This is a genomic window from Microscilla marina ATCC 23134 (genome assembly GCF_000169175.1).
Lineage (GTDB): Bacteria > Bacteroidota > Bacteroidia > Cytophagales > Microscillaceae > Microscilla > Microscilla marina.
Genome location: NZ_AAWS01000003.1, coordinates 177242 through 199231, shown reverse-complemented (window position 1 = coordinate 199231; position 21990 = coordinate 177242). Strand labels below are relative to the sequence as shown.

At 40.0% G+C, this 21990-nt stretch carries 13 protein-coding genes; 5 read left to right on the top strand and 8 right to left on the bottom strand.

What is annotated here, in order from left to right:
• Positions 1–154: 154 nt before the first annotated feature.
• Complete coding sequence (locus M23134_RS40890; RefSeq protein WP_157558316.1) at positions 155–550, bottom strand: hypothetical protein; 396 nt, start codon at positions 548–550, stop codon at positions 155–157.
• 2525 nt (positions 551–3075) lie between these two features.
• On the opposite strand from M23134_RS40890, the gene M23134_RS37475 reads away from it, so the two are divergent.
• The gene (locus M23134_RS37475; protein WP_075163984.1) at positions 3076–5883 is read left to right on the top strand and encodes a S8 family serine peptidase; all 2808 of its coding nucleotides are present in this window, start codon (positions 3076–3078) and stop codon (positions 5881–5883) included.
• A gap of 484 nt (positions 5884–6367) precedes the next feature.
• On the opposite strand, the gene smc is transcribed toward M23134_RS37475, so the two are convergent.
• The 3 genes from smc to M23134_RS03390 form a co-directional block, all read right to left on the bottom strand.
• Positions 6368–9970: a chromosome segregation protein SMC gene (gene smc, locus M23134_RS03400; RefSeq protein ID WP_002693946.1), complete on the bottom strand. Its 3603-nt coding sequence runs from the start codon at positions 9968–9970 to the stop codon at positions 6368–6370.
• Between the two features lie 218 nt (positions 9971–10188).
• Positions 10189–10509, bottom strand: coding sequence for a hypothetical protein (locus M23134_RS03395; RefSeq protein ID WP_002693944.1), 321 nt, complete (start codon positions 10507–10509; stop codon positions 10189–10191).
• A gap of 196 nt (positions 10510–10705) precedes the next feature.
• Positions 10706–11296, bottom strand: coding sequence for a type 1 glutamine amidotransferase family protein (locus M23134_RS03390; RefSeq protein ID WP_002693943.1), 591 nt, complete (start codon positions 11294–11296; stop codon positions 10706–10708).
• Positions 11297–11494: 198 nt separating this feature from the next.
• Here M23134_RS03390 and yaaA point away from each other — a divergent pair, with 198 nt between their 5' ends.
• Complete coding sequence (gene yaaA / locus M23134_RS03385) at positions 11495–12256, top strand: peroxide stress protein YaaA (RefSeq protein WP_002693942.1); 762 nt, start codon at positions 11495–11497, stop codon at positions 12254–12256.
• Positions 12257–12520: 264 nt separating this feature from the next.
• Here yaaA and M23134_RS03380 read toward each other — a convergent pair whose 3' ends face one another.
• Complete coding sequence (locus tag M23134_RS03380) at positions 12521–13279, bottom strand: metallophosphoesterase family protein (RefSeq protein ID WP_002693940.1); 759 nt, start codon at positions 13277–13279, stop codon at positions 12521–12523.
• Between the two features lie 290 nt (positions 13280–13569).
• Here M23134_RS03380 and M23134_RS03375 point away from each other — a divergent pair, with 290 nt between their 5' ends.
• On the top strand, positions 13570–14595 hold the full coding sequence (locus M23134_RS03375; protein ID WP_002693938.1) for an ABC transporter ATP-binding protein: 1026 nt from the start codon (positions 13570–13572) through the stop codon (positions 14593–14595).
• 42 nt (positions 14596–14637) lie between these two features.
• Here M23134_RS03375 and M23134_RS03370 read toward each other — a convergent pair whose 3' ends face one another.
• Positions 14638–15897, bottom strand: coding sequence for a DNA polymerase beta superfamily protein (locus M23134_RS03370; protein WP_157558315.1), 1260 nt, complete (start codon positions 15895–15897; stop codon positions 14638–14640).
• A gap of 110 nt (positions 15898–16007) precedes the next feature.
• Between M23134_RS03370 and M23134_RS03365 the strand changes: the two genes are divergently transcribed.
• Positions 16008–18293 carry an OmpA family protein gene (locus M23134_RS03365; protein ID WP_053337235.1) on the top strand — a complete coding sequence of 762 codons (2286 nt, stop codon included), beginning with the start codon at positions 16008–16010 and terminating at the stop codon, positions 18291–18293.
• 175 nt (positions 18294–18468) lie between these two features.
• On the opposite strand, the gene M23134_RS03360 is transcribed toward M23134_RS03365, so the two are convergent.
• Complete coding sequence (locus M23134_RS03360) at positions 18469–18897, bottom strand: type III secretion system chaperone family protein (protein ID WP_157558314.1); 429 nt, start codon at positions 18895–18897, stop codon at positions 18469–18471.
• Between the two features lie 431 nt (positions 18898–19328).
• Between M23134_RS03360 and M23134_RS03355 the strand changes: the two genes are divergently transcribed.
• Positions 19329–19835, top strand: coding sequence for a hypothetical protein (locus tag M23134_RS03355; RefSeq protein WP_002693933.1), 507 nt, complete (start codon positions 19329–19331; stop codon positions 19833–19835).
• 3 nt (positions 19836–19838) lie between these two features.
• Here M23134_RS03355 and M23134_RS03350 read toward each other — a convergent pair whose 3' ends face one another.
• Positions 19839–21707, bottom strand: a complete 1869-nt coding sequence (locus M23134_RS03350) for an ABC transporter ATP-binding protein (RefSeq protein WP_002693932.1) — start codon at positions 21705–21707, stop codon at positions 19839–19841.
• Positions 21708–21990 lie beyond the last annotated feature (283 nt).

Here is a 21990-nt window from a genome sequence, read left to right as displayed (position 1 = left end):
ACAATATACATTACACCTTGGGCCAAAAGTTTTCATTAGTTTTACAGATGATTTTAATGCCCTAAGATGAACTGTAAATCAAGCATTTAGACCTGCCAGATTGTCTAGAAAAATCTGGCAAGACTGGCTCGATTTCGATGGTCTTAACATTCAACTATCTATAGGTTAATTGGGGGGGAGGAACATCAACTTCGACTTGATACGAAGTAAAGTAATTGGTATAATGAGCTTTAATGTAAGCTTCTATTGATAAAAAAAATGATAATTCTGGTGCAAAAAATGGTTGGTGTATCCAATGCTGTTTAAATATTTGATGCACCACAGTATCGGGTACACCAGAGGTGGGTAACTGCTGGTTTACGTGTTTTTTTAACGCTTGGTGCAACGATTTTTCATATTGATCCCATACACATATAAAACGGGTGATTTGCCCATACTGTACAGTTTTTATAACGTCATACAACTCTCCTTTATACTTGATCTCCCAAGAGTTTATCCACTCAAAATTGTTGCTTTGCTGCTGCTCATTTGATAAATCAAGTATAGTCAAATCTTTTTGTCGTGGTTTATTTCGCAAAAAAAATGCATGCCTGGTTTTACATTGCCATTGAATTTCAACGTAAAACCATAACCCTCCTAACAAATGTATATTAGTAGCAGCGATTAATATATAGGCAATTATTTTATTCATTACACAAAACAAACTATTGACCTTATTAAACAAGTGGTTATCAGATATAAAATTCTGTACACAACTTACATACTTTATGTTTTTAATAAAAATAATTATTTTCCACTCACAGTTTGAACGTGAACTTGTTTCGACTTTTTGAATGTTTGCAAAAATCATTACTTGTTTAGGAACATGTTCAAAATAAGTGTCGAGATTGAGGGCATATATTCAAGACTGACTGAGGCACTTTTATAGCTACGGCGAAAACCGATGGCTGCAGCCCTGCTGCGCCGAGCTCTGCCAAAGGCTAAAAGTAACGAAAGTCAGTAAAGAGAACCGCAGAACGAAGTTCAAGCTCTGCGAAGCTAATTTGTTCTAAACCGGACAGCTTCAAAGTCCCGATTTCTTATCGGGGTTATTGTTGAGGGCTACGCCCGAAATCCCGTTTACGGGGCGATCACGTTCCTTAGTGATCTGGAAAAAATAAGATGTGCCAATTCAAGAAAATATATTGTTCTCAGACGGTTCAAAAAAAATGGTGCATAGCCAAAGCTATGAAACTTTTTTTTGAGAAGAATGAGGGCAGTAGATACACTTTAATGGCTCAAATTATTTATGAAAGATCACTTAAGGACAAGAAGATTTTCCCTGTTTAACAATTGATCCATACAACCCAGTTGTTACTTTCTCATCGTATTTGGAGTATCTTCTAAAGTAATTGAGCCCAAGTAAAAGCTCCTTGTTAAGCGTTAACAATAGGTTAAGAAAAGTATAACAAGCTATTTTATTTATTACAGTTTAGTATAATACTTTAAAAATTTTGAGCTAATAACAACTTCTGCAAGTAATATAAAGCAGTAAAAAGGAAGGGAACAAATTTAAGTACTTAACAAATACTTAGCTGGTGTAAATAATGGCATTCGAACAAGTATACATTTCGATTTGAGGGCTTGGTTGTCAGGAGAACTTCACTTAGCTTTGGAGTAATATAACAAACTCACTATCAAGCAGGTGAAAACACAACTCATTGATTGTTGTGTTAAGTTTTCAGAAAAACACGAAGTTAACATGAAAAGTTATGAATTATTAAACCATAAAGGCATCATAAACTATAATTGAGCAACAATAAATCCTTTATAGAAACATTTATCAGTGTTTGACCCTTGCTAAGGCATATATTTGAAAAAAGAATGAAGGTCTATAAAGGTGTGCATTTTAAACCATTCACTAATCAAAAGCTCAACTTTTGAATTTAGGCAAAACGAACAAAGACAGCACATTTTTCCTTCGTACAAGGTGGGTTGGTGCTCACCAAGCGTACTTACTATAGACTCAAAACATAATAGGGCTTTCTTATAAAAAATGAGAAACCTCTCTGAAGTTTGCAAAGTACGAAGTTTCGATCGGGCGCGGAGGCACTGCCCGAGGCGATAATGTGGTTTTTCGGGGGGCATATTCTCCTAAATAGCTTTTTATAAGAAAACCTTGCAAAACATAAAGGTTTAAGCGTTTTTAATACAAACCACGCCCCTCAACACCCAGCTACTCTAGTAATAGCTTACATTCAGGCATTCTTTGGTTACACTTACTTTTTCTCCCAAAGCACTAGTGCATTGGGAACTAAATTCATACTACATTATTTGGAGTCTTTAGCTCGCTGACTTTACTTAAAAAAACTCACGTAGCTTAGGCTATGCTCGTTTTTTGGAGGTTTGACAGCCACCAAAATAAACTCGAAATATTGTATAAACTACTTAGTTCCCAATGCACTGTTTTGTCTAAAGATAACACCATAAGTAAGCCTTGCTTCCTATTATTAGAAAAAATGGCGGCTCTAAACGTTAAATTTAGGCTTTACAAAACAGGGCAGGGGCTTTGTTGTAAAAAGACCAGACAGGTTGAATAATATACCACATTTATTTATTGTTGTGAGGTTTCATGATGATTTAAACCCCGAAATAAGCTGCCTAAAACGTGGTACTTTAGAGCTATAATTTGATTGTTTGGCTGCCTTCACCCTATTTTTATCTGGATAGTTACCCAAACTAAGGGGCAACACCTTAATTTTTTACATGTTTTTTTGAATGATCTCAAAGTTTTTAAACTCCTTATGTATACTGTGTTTTTCTAAAAAAACACCCCTAACAACTACTTAACCAACTTCTTTTATATGCCTGACAATAAACTTGTTATATTTTATTTGCCAACTATAGCATTTTTAAGAATAAAGTTCTAAACCTATTATAATGTATACCTGTACTAAACACCTTACATATACCAGCTAATCATTTGTTAAGTACTCAAATTTGCTGCCTCTTTATTGCCCACCTACATTAGTTCCAGAAGTTATTACCAACCTAAAAACTTCTAAAATTAATCACATTAAATAAATATTATTGTTTATGTTAAATCTAAGAAAACAGATGACCTGGCTTTTTTTATTGCTGGGATTATCTATCACGTCTGCCGTGTCTGTTCAAGGTCAACAACGTTATGACAAACGTACAACTCAACAGCTTAATAGGCTTAGCCAAACTTTCTCCCAAGAATACCAACGAGAAAGGAAGATAGTTTACCAAAAAGCCAAACGGCTAAATATACCTATTAGGCTTGTATCTAATGGTCGTTTTATGGAGCTACAAGGGTTTTCTCAATTTGGTACACCTATATACAATATTACCACCAATGACATTGCTACGCAATCTATTTCTACAGATAGACTACATAACGAATTAGAATTAACTGGAGCTGGCTTAACCCTGGGAATCTGGGATGGTGGTGCAGTAAAAGTAACCCACCAAGAGTTTGCAGTGAATGGCCTTAGCCGAGTAACTCAAGAAGATGGCGGAGTAGGTAATCTGATAGGGCGTTCACACGCAACCCATGTGGCAGGCACTCTGGTGGCCTCTGGAGTACAGCCCAGAGCGAAAGGAGTAGCTCCTATGGCACGCTTAAATGCTTATGACTGGACCAACGATCTGGCAGAAATGACAGCTGAAGCAGCCAGAGGTTTATTGCTATCGAATCATTCCTATGGCTGGGTCCATGGCTGGTCATATAATGGTCGCGAAAGAAGATGGCAATGGTACGGAGCACCACAGATCAGTGAAGTAGAAGATTATAACTTTGGTTTTTATACTGATAAGGCTCAAGCTCTTGATAGGATAGCAGCAGGTGCACCTAACTATTTGATTTGCTGGGCAGCAGGAAATGATCGCAATGAAGGTACACGTAATGTTCAAAGAACAGGTCATATCAATGTTAATGGGAGGTGGGTGTTTTCTCGACAACGCCGCAATGTAGATGGTAATAATGGATACGACTGTATAGGCTCGCAAGGTACAGCTAAAAATGTATTAACTGTGGGGGCAGTAAACGATGTGGCAGGAGGCTATAAAACATCTGCTGACGTAGTACAAACAAGTTTTAGCAGTTGGGGTCCTACCGATGATGGTCGCATCAAGCCTGACCTTGTGGCCAATGGGATGGCAGTATATTCTTCTAATGTAACTGCACGTGATATAAACAATGAATACATTAACAAGAGCGGTACTTCTATGGCTACACCTACCGTAACCGGATCATTGGGATTGTTACAACGCTATTACCACCAACGCAACAACAACACTTATATGCGTTCGGCTACGTTAAAGGCTTTGGCAATTCACACTACAGATGAAGCTGGTCCAGCCAATGGACCAGATTACCAGAATGGTTGGGGATTAATGAACGCCAAAAAGGCTGCTGACGTGATTACCAATCGCAATATATCTGCCTTGATTCAAGAGCAAACTTTGAATAATAACGGACGCTACACTACTAATGTCAATGCTGTAGGAGGCGAACCTTTATCAGCTACAATTGTATGGACTGACGTTCCAGGTACGCCAGTAGCTCCAGCGCTTGATCCAGCTAATCGCATGCTGGTAAACGACTTGGATATTCTCATTACGCACCGAAATGAGGCAGGGGTAGTGACTACTCATCTTCCATGGATACTTGACCCGGCTAATCCAGCAAATGCAGCCACCCGAGGAGATAATAGTCGCGACAATGTAGAAAAAATCTTTATCGCTAATCCAGTAGCAGGTACCTATACTATTACAGTTACTCACAAAGGTGCCTTACACAATAACGCGAACCAAGCTTTTTCTATGATTGTAACAGGGATAAGAGTAGAAGCGATTAGTCAAGCCTGTGGAGTACCTGTGAGAGCTCGAGCAACCAATATAGCTGATACTACAGCCAAGTTAGTTTGGGGTCAGGTAAATGGCGCAGCTTCTTACGATGTACGCTACCATGTACAAGGGTCTGACGTTTGGACTCAAATAAACAGCATAGAGGATACTACAGTTAATTTACCCAGATTGATATCCAACAATACCTATGAATTTCAAGTAAGGAGCCGTTGTGAAGGCGGTATAAGCAATTATGCTGAAACAGTAAGTTTTACCACAACAAGCCTCCCAGAGGGGTATTGTGCTGTTAAAGGGACCACTCCTGATGAATACATCAATCGGGTACAATTTGGAGCTATTGATAATACTTCTGGAAACAATGATGGTTATAAAAAGTTTTCCAGACAAATAACCACCACTTTACGCAAAGGAATTACTACCAGAATTACAATTACTCCTAGCTGGACCAACCGTTCCTATCAAGAGGGCTATCGCGTATGGATAGATTTGAATCGAGATGGAGACTTTAATGATCCAGGTGAAGCACTATTTTCACAAGATCCTACCATCAATACTCCAGTTACGGGAGAAATTACCATTCCAGCAACTGCCGCTACTGGAAAAACGATTATGAGGGTAGCCATGCGTTATAACCAAGTACCCCTTGCCTGTGGTGAATTCCTGTATGGAGAGGTAGAAGATTACGAAGTAAATATTATAGAAGCAGCCAATAACAATGCAGCAGCAGCATCTATCAGACAAGAGGTTCAGCCACTAACGGAAGATATCAGAATATCTCCCAACCCTGCCAGCACTCAAGTAACTGTACAAGTAAAGGCTAACACAAAAGCATCTTTTGTATTGATGAATAGCAATGGAATAGCTTTACAGACAAAATCAGTGGAGGCAAAAGCTAAGAGCAAAAGTATTAGTCATACCTTTGACGTAAGCCAGTACCAACCAGGGATGTACTTGTTGGTAGTTCAGGTGAATGGTAGTCAACAGGTTAAAAGGGTAATTGTGCTTAGGTAAACAGTTAGGTTTAAATAGTTTATAGACCAGTTTTAACTAATGGATAGCTTTCTCAATAGTACATTGCCCACGTTATATAAAGTTTTGCAAGTGAAATCAGTGGGCAAAGTAGAGTAACTATTCATTTACAGATAATTTTTCAAGAAAGGTTTGTACTTGATAATTTGAGTAGTTAAAATAAATTTCAGAGAGAGCCTGTCAACAAAGGAAACTTAGGTTGGCAGGTTCTTTTTTCTTCTAGAATGAGAGGCAAGTAAAATGATTGTATTAGCTTCATTGACCGAGTGATACAGTAGCTTACTTCCTTTGCTACATTGCTCAAAAGCAAGGTCTGATACATAAAACGGCGAAGTATTTTAGGCATTAGTTGAAAGCTATAAGTCGGGCTTACACCAATCATACCCCCCTTAGAAGGCTTACCCCCACTCTGCGAAGCCAAACAAGCTCTAAACGAGTAAAAAGCAAGACAGCTGGAGTGATTTTACTAATCCAACCCACGCAAATCTACCGGTACAACAGTAGAAACCCCTTGCTCGCGCATGGTCACTCCATACATTAGGTCGGTGCTTGCCATCGTGCGCTTGTTGTGGGTAACAATGATAAACTGAGAGTCTTTGGAAAAGGTCTTGATGATTTGGTTAAATTTCTCGGTATTGGCGTCATCCAGTGGGGCGTCTACCTCATCGAAAATACAAAAAGGCGCTGGCTTGAGCAAGTACAACGCAAACAACAACGACGTGGCAGTCAACGTTTTTTCTCCTCCTGACAATTGGTTGATCGTCAGTGGGCGCTTACCTTTAGGCTTGGCAATAATGTCTATTTTTGACTCTAGGGGGTTTTCGGGGTCAGTTAAAATCAAGTCAGCCGTGTCTTCTTCCGAAAACAAAGAACGAAACACCGTCAAAAAGTTAGACCTGATTTTGTCAAATGCCTCCATAAAAGCATTTTTAGCGTATTCTTCGGTTTCGGCAATGGTTTGCAACAACGACTCTTTGGACTTGAGCAAATCTTCTTTTTGCTCTACAATAAAATCGCGTCTTTCTTTAGACTCCTGGTACTGGTCCATTGCCATAGGGTTAATGGTACCAATTTTTTCAAGCTTGCGCTTAATCGTTTCTACCTCAGCCTGTAGCTCTACTTCGCTCAGCTGTTCTCCTTCTTTTTCTTCTTGGGGTTCATCTTCGTCAGTAGCCAACATCAACTGGTCTATATCTACCTGAAACTCTGCCGAAAGGCGTTCGCTTATACTGGTAAGATTAATTTTGGTTTCGTGAATTTTATTCTGCAACTCGTTCAAAATCACACTTAACGACTCTTTGCGACGCTGCAATTCGCGTAACTCTTTGTCTAGGTCATTGACCAACTTGCGAATGTCATAGTATTCTTTTTCGGCAGCTTTTACCTCTTCGCTATAGGGCGCTGTTTTTTCCTGAAGCTCTTCAATCAATGCATCTTGCGACTCCTGGCTGTCTAACAACTGCCCCGCTTCTACCTCTACTTGTACCAACTCCTGACGGTATTTTACCAGACGGTTCTCTAGGGTACTCAAGGTTTGTTGTTTATAACCAATCTCTTGGTCAATGGTGGCAAGTTTGTTTTGTTGTTGATGAAAAGCAATGTTTTGCTGGTTATAACGCGACGACTTAAGTTGCAAGCCCTCGTTTTCGGTAAGCAATTGCTCCTTGAGATTTTCTACCTCATAAGTGAGGTCTTCCAACACCGTTTTTTGATGATTGGTTTGAGGCAATAGTTCCCCTATTTCTTCCTGAAGGAGTGCCACCTTTTCGGTAATTTCTTCTTGAGCCTGCCTGTTTTTCTCTAGCAAGTTGGTCAACTGCTCGCGCTTGGTACGCAGCGAAATCACCATTCCTTCGCTGTGGTTTGTTTCTTTTTGGCTCTCTTTGATGGCGTTTCTAAAAGTTTGGTCTTGCTTGCGCTGCTGCAGGTCATTTTGCTGAAAAGAGAGCTGCGCGCCAATGTCTTCTACTTCTTGCTGCAGCGATTCTATCTCTAAAGCCAGCTTTTCAAGGTTTTTGACTCGCCCAATGCGCTTGCCCTCAAAAGCTCCCACCGACCCACCTGCCGCCGCAGGATGGCGCCTTACTACTTCTCCATTTAACGATACCAGATTTGCATTCAGGGTAACATCATTCAATACCGCAGGCAATGGTTGATCAGTCGTGGGCAAAAGCACCTCGTTCTCTACAATCCATACATTGGCTAATAAGTGCTCAAACAAAGGACGAAAACGGGTGTCAAACTCTGCAATGTCCAAGGCACCCACCGCATTTGTCAAACTGGTGGGCTGTGTTGCTTTTGTAGCTTGGGGCAACAGATGATCAAGTATAAAAAAGTTGGCTTTTCCTTTTTCGCTTTCGCTTAACAACCTGATTGCCTCATAAGCTTCCACCGCATTTTGTACAATGTAATAGTTAAGAAATGGCTCTAGGTAATTTTCTATAGCTACCAGGTACCGAGGGTCATGGGTAGTGATAATGTCAGATAACAAATAAGGCGTATCGTTGGTCCATTGGGCGCTGTTTTTTTTCAAAAACTTCAACGCCTCCGGAAACCCTTCCATGTTGTCAATCAACGACTTGGTAAGCTTGTACTCGTTTTGTTTGGCATCCAGTGCTCGGTTTTTGGCTGATAACTTCACCCGAATACCCTCTACATTTTCTTCCAATGTGCTCACTTCTGCCCGTCGTTGCTCTTCTTTTTGTTGCCAGTTGGCAAGGCGCTGCCTTACTTCTGCCAAATCTTTTTCTATTTGAGTCAACTCCAGTTCATAGCGCTGCAGCTCTTCATTTTGCTGGCTATCGGCATTGGCTACTTTTTCAAGCGCTTGCTTTGCCGATGAAAGTTGACTTTGCTTAATTTCATAATCTTTATTCAGTTGAAAGGCCTCTTGCTCCTTCTGCTTAAAGAAGGCTTCTTTGTTCGTGGCAAGTTGTTGCACTTCAGCAGTTTTTTCTTTTTGCTCATCCAGGCCTTCCTTGTAGTTTTGCAGCTCCATTTCGAGCTCTTGCCACATTTTTTCGGCAGAACCCCGCTGGGCTTCCAACTGTAGCAAACTTTGGTACACTGTATCTTTGTTTTCGGTATCCTGGGCAATCTGGTCTTTGAGCGTGGTTGTTTTTTCGGTGGAGAAACTTAACCTTTCATCTTTCAGTTTTTTCTCGTTTTCGAGGTGGCGCAACTGCCCCAAATGGTTATTAAGCTTTTTTTGTTTTGCCGAATAGTGTTGTTCATATTCGAGTACTTCTTGCTTTTTTTGCTCCAAAGTATGCTCTTTGGTAGCCAAAGCTCGTTGAATTTCGTCTTTTTTGGTCGTCTCGGTTTCCAGTTTGTCATTCAGCAACAAAAAAGCATCTCTTTCTCGCTTGATGCGTGTAGAAGCATACGAAATACTGGCTTTTTTGTATTGTTCTTTGAGCCTAAAAAAACGCTCAGCTTGTTTGGCTTGTCGCTCCAGCGAATTAAGATTTTTCTCTATTTCTGCCAACAAGTCATTTACCCGATGAAGGTCTTTGTCTACCCCGTCCAAACGGCTCAGGGCTTGTTTTTTACGGTTTTTATACTTCGATACCCCTGCTGCTTTTTCAAACAAACTACGACGGGCATTTTCTTTATCGTTGAGTATTTCGTCTACCTTCTTTAGCTCTATAATGGCATAACTATCAGAACCAATTCCAGTATCTAAAAACAAATCCTGAATATCTTTCAAACGACAAGGTACAAAGTTGATCATGTACTCACTGTCGCCACTGCGGTGATAACGGCGGGTAATGGTTACTTGCGAATATTCAGGAGGCAAAATATGTTTGTTGTTGTCAAAGGTAAGCGAAACCTCCGCAGTACGTCCTTGTCCACGGGCACGGGTACCATTAAAAATCACATTGCTCATTTTATCTGAGCGCAGGTTTTTGGTGCGTTGCTCCCCCAATACCCAGCGAATGGCATCTACCACATTAGACTTACCACAACCGTTGGGACCTACGATTCCGGTCACCCCCGTGGTAAAGTCTATATGAACTTTATCGCCAAAACTCTTGAACCCCTTTATTTCCAGTTTTTTTAATAACATTGCTATTATTCCGCCTTGTAAGTGCCTTTTTGCTTTTTTAGAGAACAGCAAATATAAAGATTAATTCGTTTTTTTGATGAGATGTTTTTAAGAGCTTGTTTAAAATTTCTTGTTTGGGGTAATTTTTTTTGGTAAAAATAATTGAAATAAGGCAAAACAAAAACCTGACACACGCATCTGTACCAGGTTTGGAGACATACACAATCAAGTAATGTTTGTCAAATACCTATCGAAGCCAGTGCTTCGGCAATCAAGTCTACTCCCAGAGGGTGTTCAAAACCCAACCTTTGCGCCTCTAAAAAATCTTGCCTGGCTTGCTCCAGGTTGCCTAATTCTTTTTGTGTACTCCCCCTCATATAAAGCATATAAGTCAAATCGGCCTTAGAAAGGTTATCTCGTTGGGTTAACACTTGGTCGTAGTACTGAATGGCTTGCTTGAATTGTCCTTCATCGTACATTTGTTCAGCAGTGTTCATTAATTTGATCATCATTTGCTGATATGCCTGAGCAGTTTGAACGCTATTGTCTTTTTTGTCCATCCTAATTATTATTTTTTATCAAAAATTTAATCACATATTACTGGCAATAGTTTATGGATGAAGTTGAAGAAGATTGGTTAATTATTGAAGTAATGGGTTATATATGGTAGTACTTGTTTGACTCAAAGCGACGGACATTTTTGTATTTTTAATTCAACTTTCAGATAAAAACTCAACCTGTTTCCATCACCTTACTTTACTCCTGCCAGACACCATTTTTAAATAATTGATACCACTGCTCAGTCTCAACATCGCTATACAAGTTCAGTTTTTTAAATACCTCTCTTGCAAACTCAATGGGGGCTATGCCATTAGCAGTTACAATGTTTTGGTCAGCTACCGCCAAAGTATTCAGATAGTTTTTTTCACCCAAATATTGTGGAGCAACTCCCTTGAGGTATTGTAAGTCATTGCTGGTATGCTGCAATCTATCTAAAAATCCTTTTTGCCCCAAATAAGCCGATGCCGCACAAATGGCAGCAATGGTTTTGCCTTGTTCAAAAAGCAGCCTGACTAATTGATCCAGCACGTTGTTCTCCCCCTTTTCCCAGGCAGTGCCCCCGGGCAAAATTAAAAGATCAACCTCGTTTGTATTCATTTGCTCAAGCGCAATATCAGGAACTACCTTCATCCCTCCCATCGAATGTACAGTTTGCCCCTGGGCTGAAAAGTACAAGAGTTCACAGGCTTTGCTTTTATTGATTTCCGGGGTAAGATAGGCAATTTCCCAGTCAGAAAATCCATCAAACAGAAACACGTATGCTCTTTTTTTTACAGGCTGATTCATTTTGTTTTTTTTCTAAAATTATTGCTGTCTATCACCTGCAATATAGTGGAGTTTGGATTAAAAACATAAGCTGGCATTAGCAGTCAAACAATTTGGGTTACATAGAGTTTACCAATCTGCTGATTGATAAGAAATATAAAGCTTTATTTTTTTTGTCAATGGGCTACTCTATTTTTGAAAAAAAGTAATAAAACCTGTATGAAAATAGTTGTATCTCCTGCCAAATCATTGGATTTTGAAACGGCACTGCCCACCCAAAAATACACCCAGGCGGCTTTTTTGGCTCAAGCCAAAAAACTGAACACTGTACTCAAGAAAAAATCGCCGGCTAAGCTCACTGAACTAATGGGCATCAGCGAAAACCTGGCGCAACTCAACTGGCAACGCAACCAAGACTGGGCACTCCCGTTTGCCTCTGAAAACGCCCGTCAAGCCGTGTATGCGTTCAACGGTGATGTGTATACAGGCTTAGACGCATATACTATTCCCGAAGAAAAACTGGCGGCACTAGAAGATAAACTCAGAATACTATCGGGGCTTTATGGCATACTTAAACCATTGGATTTGATGCAGCCCTACAGACTGGAAATGGGTACCAAACTTAAAGTCGGCAGTAAAGCCAACCTGTACGAGTTTTGGAAAAAGTCAATCACCAAACAACTCAACAATGAACTAAGCAAAGGAGAACTATTTGTAAACCTTGCCAGTAATGAATATTTTAAGGCAATAGACAAAAAAGCACTCAAAGTACCTATAGTTACGCCACAGTTTAAAGACTGGAAAAATGATCAACTCAAAACGATTAGCTTTTTTGCCAAAAAAGCCAGAGGAATGATGGTGCGTTACATTGTAGACACAGATGCAGAAACCATCGAAGATTTGAAAGGGTTCAATTACGATGGTTATGGCTTTAGCGAACAACATAGCACCAAATCAAATGAATTGGTTTTTGTGAGGTAATTTTAGCCTGTTTTAAAATACCTCAGGTCAGTACTGCAGGTGAGTTCAGGGTAAAAAACTATTTTTTCACCAGGGCAAATAGTCGCCTTTGCAGTTATTTAAGGTCGCTTTTACTCAAAACTTTGTATTTAAGCTTTCAGATGCAAAGTTTTTTAGAAAACTTGAAAACATTTTTCATCAACCAAAAGTTACCGATTTGTGCTTATCCTAAATGGTGAGTCCCGGTGGTTATCTTGATTATAACTTCCCGGGGCTTATTTTTTGTTAAGCCATGTCTTCTAATCGCTCTTGTATCAACACCTCAAAAGTATCAAGATTGAGCGCACACAACCTGCCTAAATCATTATCCGAAAACTTGCCCCTAGAAGCTCCCCCAAACACACAGCCATTGTCTATGGGCAGCACCAATGCCTTGCTTTTAGCTTTGGACACAATGTCTTCAATGCTATTGGGGGTATGCCCATGTACTATACGTTTGGGTTGGTCTAGCATAGCCAATATTTGCAAATCTGACAATCTGGGCGGAAACTGTCTGATCCAAAGCATTGCCTCCCATTCCTCGAAAGGCTCCTCCTCACCAAAATCAAACCCAGCGTGCACCAAATAAAAACCTTCAGTGTCTATATAATAAGGTAAACCTTTGATAAAGTCGAGGTAACGCAAATTCATCTCGCCCATTTCGTTGAGCAAGTCAGGGGTTTTCTTAAACTTGGTCATTACTACTTTAAGCCGTTCTTTGTCATGCATTTCGTAGTCATTCAGCAAGGTTTGTTCGTGATTGCCCCGCAAGGCATATACTGGGTATCCCTTGGCTTGCAAAGCCATAATAAAATCCATTACTCCGGCACTGGCAGGTCCCCGATCTATATAATCACCCAAAAAAAACAACTGATCTTCGGGTTGCAGTTTGATATGTTGCCACACCAACGCTTCTAGGGTTTGCAAACACCCATGTACATCACTTATAGCAAACCTACGCCCATAAGGTGGCGCAGGTATTTTCAAAAACTTTGGATCTTCCATACAGTTATCACATTATTTTTATACAATATTTTTTCATTCCTCCACAAATTAACCCACAGAGTAGTAAGTTTGTCCCTCTTTAATAACGTGGTCAAGATGAGTTCCCAGATAGACTCAAAACTGGCTGAAACGCTTTTTGTGGGAGTGGTGGTACTCTTGCCAGGAAAAGCAACGAGAAGTAGTGCAGAGAGCTACAAAACAAAGCGCAAACACTACGAAGCTAATTTATTATAAACCAGACAGTTATTACAGAGTATCACTTATATATTACAGGCAATTGATAAGGCATTATGTCAGACATTATCTTACACACAGATCAGCTTAGTAAAACATTTGTCCAAAGTACGGCTGCTGCTGTTCACCAGGTTTCACTACAGGTAACCCAAGGCGAAGTACTGGCGCTGACCGGACCCAGTGGCGCGGGTAAAACTACCCTATTGAGGCTATTGGCAGGTTTGATGTTGCCAGACCAAGGTACAGTCTATTATAAAGATGAGTTGGTCAATGAGTATGCCGAAGAGTTGGTGCCTGGACACCCTGATATACACTTGGTTTTTCAGGATTTTAAGCTTTTTCCCAACCATACTGTTGCCGAGAATATCAATTACCAACTAAGGTATTATGACCAGGCTACCCAACAACAAAGAACAGAAGAGCTTCTCCAGATTTTTCATTTGCAAGCTTTCGCCAAAAAATACCCCAGAGAACTATCGGGTGGTCAACAACAGAGAGTTGCTTTGGCAAAAGCACTGTCTGCCGAACCAGAAATATTACTTTTAGATGAACCTTTTAGCCAAATAGACGGCATTCTAAAACAAGAAATAAAACAAGCACTCAAGCAGTTGGTCAACCGTTACAATACCACCCTTGTTTTTGTCACGCACGATACCCAAGATGCCTTGTCGTTTACCGATAAAGTAGCCCTGATACAAGGTGGGCAATTGATACAAACCGCTTCTCCCGAAGACATGTACCACAAACCGACCAACCAGTTTGTCGCTCGCTTTTTCGGGCTTTGCAATGTGTTCAACAGCCAATTGTTGCCCAAAGGCTTCATCAAAAACAATGACGCAGACCAAACAGTCTGTATTCGCCCAGAACAATTGAAAGTAACCAAAGCCAAAAAAGCACACCTCAGTGGTCAAGTAATTCAACAACAATTCATGGGAAATCATTATTTGCTTCAGGTACAAAGCAACGATGGACTGAGCCTGTGGGTGTATTCGCTTGCCCCCTTTAAACCTAGCACCACCATCCACCTAAGTATTACTGATTGGTGGACTTTGCCTAACGAGCCCTTGGTCAAAAAAAAGTAAGGAAAAGCCTTCTGCAATGGCGCCGCAAGAAGACTTCTATCATTATTTATCCGTTGTGCCCTCATCACCTTTAGAAGCTTCTTTGGTGGAATCCATTGTTGTAGGTTCCTTGGCTTCCACTTTGGTTTTTGCTTTAGGCTGAGGTTGGGCAGATGCTGCTTCTTTAGATTTAGTGTTCGCCTTTTCCCTTACCAGGTCTTGGGCAGTTTTGGTAGGCGAAACCGGAGGCTTTCCACCTTTGCCTATAACATAAAACTCTTCTCTTATTTCTACCAATGCTTTTTCCAAACCCACCACGTCAGGTGTATCAGGCAAATCAGCTTTAGCGTATAAGTCATCTAAATTATTGGCTCTCTCTTCGGCTTGTTTTACCAAATCATCATATTCAAATTCACCTTTTTTAATCTTAAGTAAAAACTCCCGATCAGGTCGTCTTACGATCAACCTGCCCTCTTTGGCTATTTCTTCTGCCATAGTGAGCAACCTAAAAGTATGCATTAGGTTTTTGGCGTCATAGTTTTTGCCATGGTCAAGTGTACCTTGGTAACGTGCATCGTTGCGCTCTTCTACCCACTGCCAATATTCTTTATAATCTTTGCAATACGACGAATATCCATCATTATTAAATGACATATAACTCACCACCTTTTCGCCTTTGGGTATTGAGCTCAAAATTACGTCATTGGCATTCTCTTTTTGCATCACTCCCCGATACCCCATTTGGCTGGAAGGATCATAATACACGGCATACATATTGCGCATGTGAGGAATATTCACCAAACCGCATTGTTCCTGAGCAAAACCTCTTAACTTGAGCCACTTACGCAGAGGAATACTTCCTTGCTCGTATACAATGTAGCAAAAATCAAGAATCGTTTTGCGATCTGGCGACATAGGGTTTACAATCTTCTTGTTTAAACCTCTGGCTTTCTTTATTTGAGACATGGCATAGTTGCCATAAGTATTACGACAAAGTTTAGATAGAACTTGCACTTGTTTGATTTTGGCAAACAATGGGTGCTCATAAATCAAACAATCGGTCGGAATATAGAGTAACTCTAAAATATTCGGGTTATTTTTTGCCAAAAGCTCTATAAAGCGCTTGAGCTCATAATAAGTTATATCGTTCGATTCGTTATTAACCTGTGGAGTATACTCCATACCGTACAATGTTTTTTTGGGTAATATAAAAACCCCACGAATGTCGGTATCTGAGTGTGTACCATCTAATCCATAAGCTTTACTGCCACTGATACTATCCAGCAATAACAGGTGGTTTTCTTTCAAATATGCTGTATCCATTAGCATTGATTAAATAAAGTATTTTGTATATTTTTGTATACTATCATTAAATAACTTGGCAATTAATTTTGTTTGATTTTAGGGTATTAAAACCAAGGCAACAATCCATTATGAAAACATTCAATTCCATTCATCTAATCCTGCAAAAAAACTGGCTAATTTTATTGTTTTGTTGCTGTACACCGGGCTTATTAAATGCCCAAACAGATGTAAAACCTAAAAACAACACCACAACCGTACAGGGTGATACCACCAAGCCTGCGAAAGATATGACTTTTTACGCAAAAAGAATCCAGGGGTTGGTGCAAAAGTTCGAAACCAAGGCCGAACTAGGGGCTTTCTTTATTCAAATTGTTCAATCTCTTTCCAAACAAGAAGCCAATAATTTTTTTAAACGTTTTGAACGTTCAGGAGAACTTGCCAAAAGGCTATTCCCTAAAAACTCCAGCGAAATTGCTTCAGGCAGTATAGGAGATAAAAAAGACCCTAATTTAAAAACTTATGGAAAAACCATCAAGAAGACATTGCGTAAAGCATCGGAAAAAATAGAAATGGGGGTATTCTTTTTGCAACTAATGCAAGCTTCTTATAAAAAGGATGCCAAGGGTTTTTTAAAGAAAATTTATAAAAACAACCCCTCACTCATGTCTCTTAATGAGCTTTTTCTTGCCGAGATCAACCATTATAACAATAACCTGGACACGGCAATGCATTACTACCAAAAGGCCTTTAGAAAATTTACCAAAATTAAAGAGGACTCTATACGCATTATAGAAAACAAAATGGCAGTAAAAGACCTCAAAGATATTGTAAGGTCAAAAATGCAGGAATGTTACAATGCCATTCAACATACTCAAAACGCCTATAGTCGCCCTATTAATAACTTAGGCAGGGCTATCAATAGCGAATATGACGAATATGCGCCTATTATTTCGGCAGATGAGTCTACCCTTATTTTTACCTCAAGGCGCCCTAATACCACTGGAGGCAAACGAGATAGTAATGACAGCTTATTTCACGAAGACATTTACATCTCATACAAGTCCAAGGGTTATTGGAGCGCACCCGAAAAAATCAAGGATTTTAATACCTCTACCCACGAGTCGGGAGTGGCGCTCTCGCCCGATGGCAAACAACTTTTTACTTACCGCGACAACCGAGGGGGCAACCTGTATGTATCTGACCTTAAGGCAGACTATACCTGGTCTAAGCCTCGCTCTTTGGGCAAGCACATCAATACCATTTATCATGAACCATCGGTGACAATTTCGGCAGATGGTAAAACATTATTTTTCTCTAGTGATCGTCCAGGAGGGCAAGGAGGACTAGACATTTATAAAAGTGAAAAGGGTGCCAGTGGCAAATGGGGCAAAGCTGTCAACCTGGGCCCTAACATTAACACTGAACAAGATGAAGACTCCCCATTTATTCATATAGATGGCAAAACCTTGTTTTTTAGTTCACGAGGGCATCGGGGAGACTCTAGTCGGTATGACTATGATATTTACCAAACCAGTCTTGAAAACGATGAATGGGCCAAACCCAAAAATATGGGGTACCCTATCAACACCATACGCGATGACATTCACTTTGTGCTTTCGGGCGACTACCGCCGTGGGTATTATTCATCCATAAAAGGAGAAGGCTCTAACAAACACGATATTTATGTAATTTCTTTGCCTAAGTATAACATCAACAAAGTAAATGAGATTGGTTTTCAGGTGGCAGTGAAAATATTACCCATTAAGTTTTTGCCAAGTTCTAAAACTGAACGTTCTATTGTGATGCTGAGAGGGGCAGTAACTGATGAAGTGTCTAAAAAACTGATAGACGCCAAAATGAAATTGATTGATGTAGAAACCAACAAGGTAGTAGACGAGTTCAACTCTGTCAACCCATCGGGGGCATACTCTACCACGATGGAATCGGGCAAAAAATACCTGTTGTATGTGCAAAAAACCGGGTATATGTTCTACTCTACCTACTTTGATATTCCGGCAAATAGCAAGTCGAGTGAAAAAATATTGAATATTAAACTCAAAAAACTGGCAACTACTACCCCCTCCGATTTTCGTATTTACTTTAAATTTGGCAGCCGGAAAATAGAAAAATACTGTCACCCATCACTTGACAAATTGGTGAATTTTTTGGAAACAAACCCTAAGGTAAAAGTCGAACTTGCGGGGTACAGCGATGAGTTGGGGAGCAAAAAAGGAAATGTGGGGCTATCAGAAGACAGGGCAAAGGCAGTAGTAGATTACCTGATTGAGAAGGGCATTGATTTCTCAAGACTTACCTATAAGGGGTATGGCAAGGTGTCGCCTAAGCACCCTAACAAAACCAAACACGGCAGAATACTTAACCGTAGGGTAGAATGTAAAGTAGTAGGGTATTAATACTCTAGCGGCTAATGTATATCAATGTAGCAAGCTTTAGGTTTAGTTTGTTGGTATATATATATGCTGGCAATTTGTACTTACTTGGCTTGCCGCTGATAAAGCAACTCGCGTTGATCAATACATAACATAAGGGGTGGTTTGTAACACAATCACCTTACACAACATATTGGCTTTAATATACATCTTTTCCGGTCAGCTTTAGCTCTAGTTCATCTGCCACAGTAGCCGCCTCTATCACCATATTACGCAGTTGTTCGTCGGTACAAACGTCATACTGTACAGATGCTACCAGCTCTACAAACTCTGCTTCTATAATGGCTATTTTGGTATAACACAACTCATAGTTCATCTCCAGCAAGTGTTTAAAGTCAATATTGTCATATTCGGACAAACGACAAACCGAAGAGGTAAATGTAAGCATCATTTCCCCTTTTTTTTCGGCAATTAACACTTTCACCCCCTGAAAGCGTCCTTTTTGCAAAGGGATAGTAATGATAATGGTATTGTCTGAATACTCAATATAACTTGCCTTTAGTTCTTTTGCCAATTCCTGTAAATAGCCTCGAACATTCCGGTTTTCTACTGCATTTGTTATTGCCATAAAAGTTTTTACCAAGTAATTTTTTATATAGAATATCAATATAGCAAAATTAGTGAGCGCATACAACCTTGCTACACTACTCCAAATCATTTTTGGAATTATTTTGATGTATAAAGAGTTATACTTATTCTTACAACGATCAAGCACTACTCTACCCAACTTTTACCTTGGTTGAATTTAGCACAGTAAAACTGTCTTGATAAATCGAGATTTAGAAATAGCTTCGGTTTTTAAAAAAATATCATCCTTGCTGTTATAGGTTGCGTGTCCTTACCAACCGACCAAAAGCTGTTTTTTAAGCATCAGTATCTAAGGACTTGTAAACTGAGTTGTGGGAACACTAATTCAGAACGAAAAATAGTAGGGCAGAGTAGATCAAACACCTTGGTGTGTATAAGAATTGATTCTTCAAATAACAAAACTCATATGATATGTTGGCAAACCTTATTCTGGCGGTTTTTTGGGCGGTTTTTATCATATATATTGGCTCTAATATTTACCTCAATATACGTGCAGAATATAAAAACACCCCACGTCGACGTATTCGGAGATATTACCAGGAACTAGAGCAAGCCTCTAATTATGGTGAAGCTGCTCTGCAGGTACCTTTTCAGAACTTACTTTATGATTATGCCAAAGAGTATGGGCTTAAGTTACACTTAACCAGGCTTGCTCCGCCTACCGATGCGCCACCCAATCCTTTACACAAAATTACGGGACAATGGGAAAGTATCAGTTTGTTTGCTGACTTAAGCCATGAAGTAAACCAACGCATGATGGCAGGGTATCCCAGACAAAATATTTTATTTGAAAATACCCATACTGCTCTATTGGTTCAGAACGGTCAAAAGGTAGCCTATATAGACATGAATGACTGGAAAAAACTTCACCAATTACTCCTCAAATTTGTCCAGTTCAATCCCCACCAAAAAAAATAAAATTTAACGATATCCCTTTGCCTGAAGGTTAAACAACTCTGCATAGTAGCCATCTTGTGCCAGCAACTCTTCGTGAGAACCCAACTCTACCTGTTGCCCTTGTTTGAGTACCATGATACGGTCTGCCATTCTTACCGTTGAAAAACGATGCGAAATCAACACTGCACTTTTGCCTTGGGTCAATGCAGCAAACCGCTGAAACACCTCATACTCTGCCCTGGCATCCAATGCCGATGTAGGCTCGTCTAATACAATGAGTTGGGCATCTCGCATATATGCTCTGCTCAACGCTATTTTTTGCCACTCACCCCCCGAAAGCTCTACCCCATTGGCAAAACGACGCCCCAACATTTGACCATAACCATCGGGCAATTTTTCTATCACTTTATCTGCCAGGCTTTGCTCTGCTGCGTGCACAATCTTAGGGGGCTCATCTCTTTCGTCTATTTTACCAATGGCAATGTTTTCTGATACATTCATCTGAAACTTTACATAATCTTGAAAAATCACCCCAATTAGTTGGCGTAAGGCAGTCAAATCATACTCTTTCAAGTCATACCCATCCAGCAAAATATGCCCTTCGGTAGGGTCATACAAACGAGTAAGTAATTTAATCAAAGTAGTTTTACCAGCGCCATTCTCACCCACCAAAGCAAGTTTTTCACCCGCTTTCAATGTAAATGAGATATTTTTTACTGCCCACTTATTGGTATTAGGGTATTTAAAGCTTACGTTTTCAAACACAAACCCTTCCAGTATTTTCTTAGGGATAGGGCGCGATTGGTCAGGCGAAAAAATCAACGGTTTTATTTCAAAAAAATCAAACAAATCCTGAAGGTATAATGCCTGCTGAGCAATGCTGGAAAAGTCTGACAATATTTTTTGGGTAAGTTCTCTTAGGCGATTAAACGACCCGGCAAGAAATGTAAGTGTTCCGATAGATAATGTACCCTGAACAGTTTGGAACACGATCAAGGCATAAGCCACATAATAGCCCACACTGCCCAATGCATTGAACAAACCTCCCCACATAGCCCTTCGTGTGGCAAGCTTTCGGTTGGCATAGTAGTACTCATAAGCCAACAACTTAAACCGCGAAGTCAAAAAATCAGACAAACCAAAAATCTTGACTTCTTTAGCCGTTTCATCACTGGCACCTACATACCGTAAGTAATCTAACTCTCGCCGTTCAGGAGTCCAGTTAAGGCTTAAGGAGTACTTGGAACGGTTAAAGTAGGTTTCGCTCAAAAAAGCCGGGATCACAGAAATCACCAGTAATAAAATTAACCAAGGATTAAAAAACATCAGTCCTGCCCCCAAAAACAACATGGTGATAATCCCTTGTGCCTGGCTCAATATCAGTGAAAGTAACACTACCCTGGTAGTAGTTTGGCGGCGGGCACGCTCCAGCTTATCATAAAACTCGGAGTCTTCGAACTGGGGTAAGTCTAACCGAGCGGCTTGCTCCATTAACTTTATCGAGGTCTCATTATTAAACAAATCGCCCAGCAAAGCATCCAACAAGGTAATCCCTCTTTTCAACAAATCGGCCAGTACTGCCAACCCCAACTCTACCAGTATCCATTGCCATAGTTCTGGGGTTTGGTGCCAATGTTGAATATTGCCTGCTTTGTACAGCACTACAATGATGTCCATAATCATCTTGCCTACATACAACATTGCCAGGGGCAAACCTGACGCAAGCAAGCGTAGCACAATGTTGGTAAAAGTCAATGTTTTGTTCGTTTCCCATATCAGCCTAAAAAACTTAGGAAGGTTTTTAAATGCTTTTAGGTTCTCTTTAAATGAGGTTTTAGGGGGATTGCTACGCCGTCGTCGGGACATTTTTGGAGCAAATTCGGCTAATGACATAATAGTGTTTTGAGTAAAAAGAATAAGATAGTGTTGTTGCTTTTATCTGTAGATTTTATAAATCATTAAAAGTCAATGTGATAGAAAAAGTGTAGTTACCTGGACAACAGGATGCACCTAGAACCCTATTAGAGCTTTTATCTGTGAGATTAAACAACTCAAGGCGTTGATTAAAAAGTAATGGTAAAAAGTAGAGGGAGGGTTAGAGCTTGTTTAAAGCGGTCGTTTTTGGAGTGTTTTCCGATGAGTTTTCGGTTCAGATGCGTCAAACTTTGAGTGAATA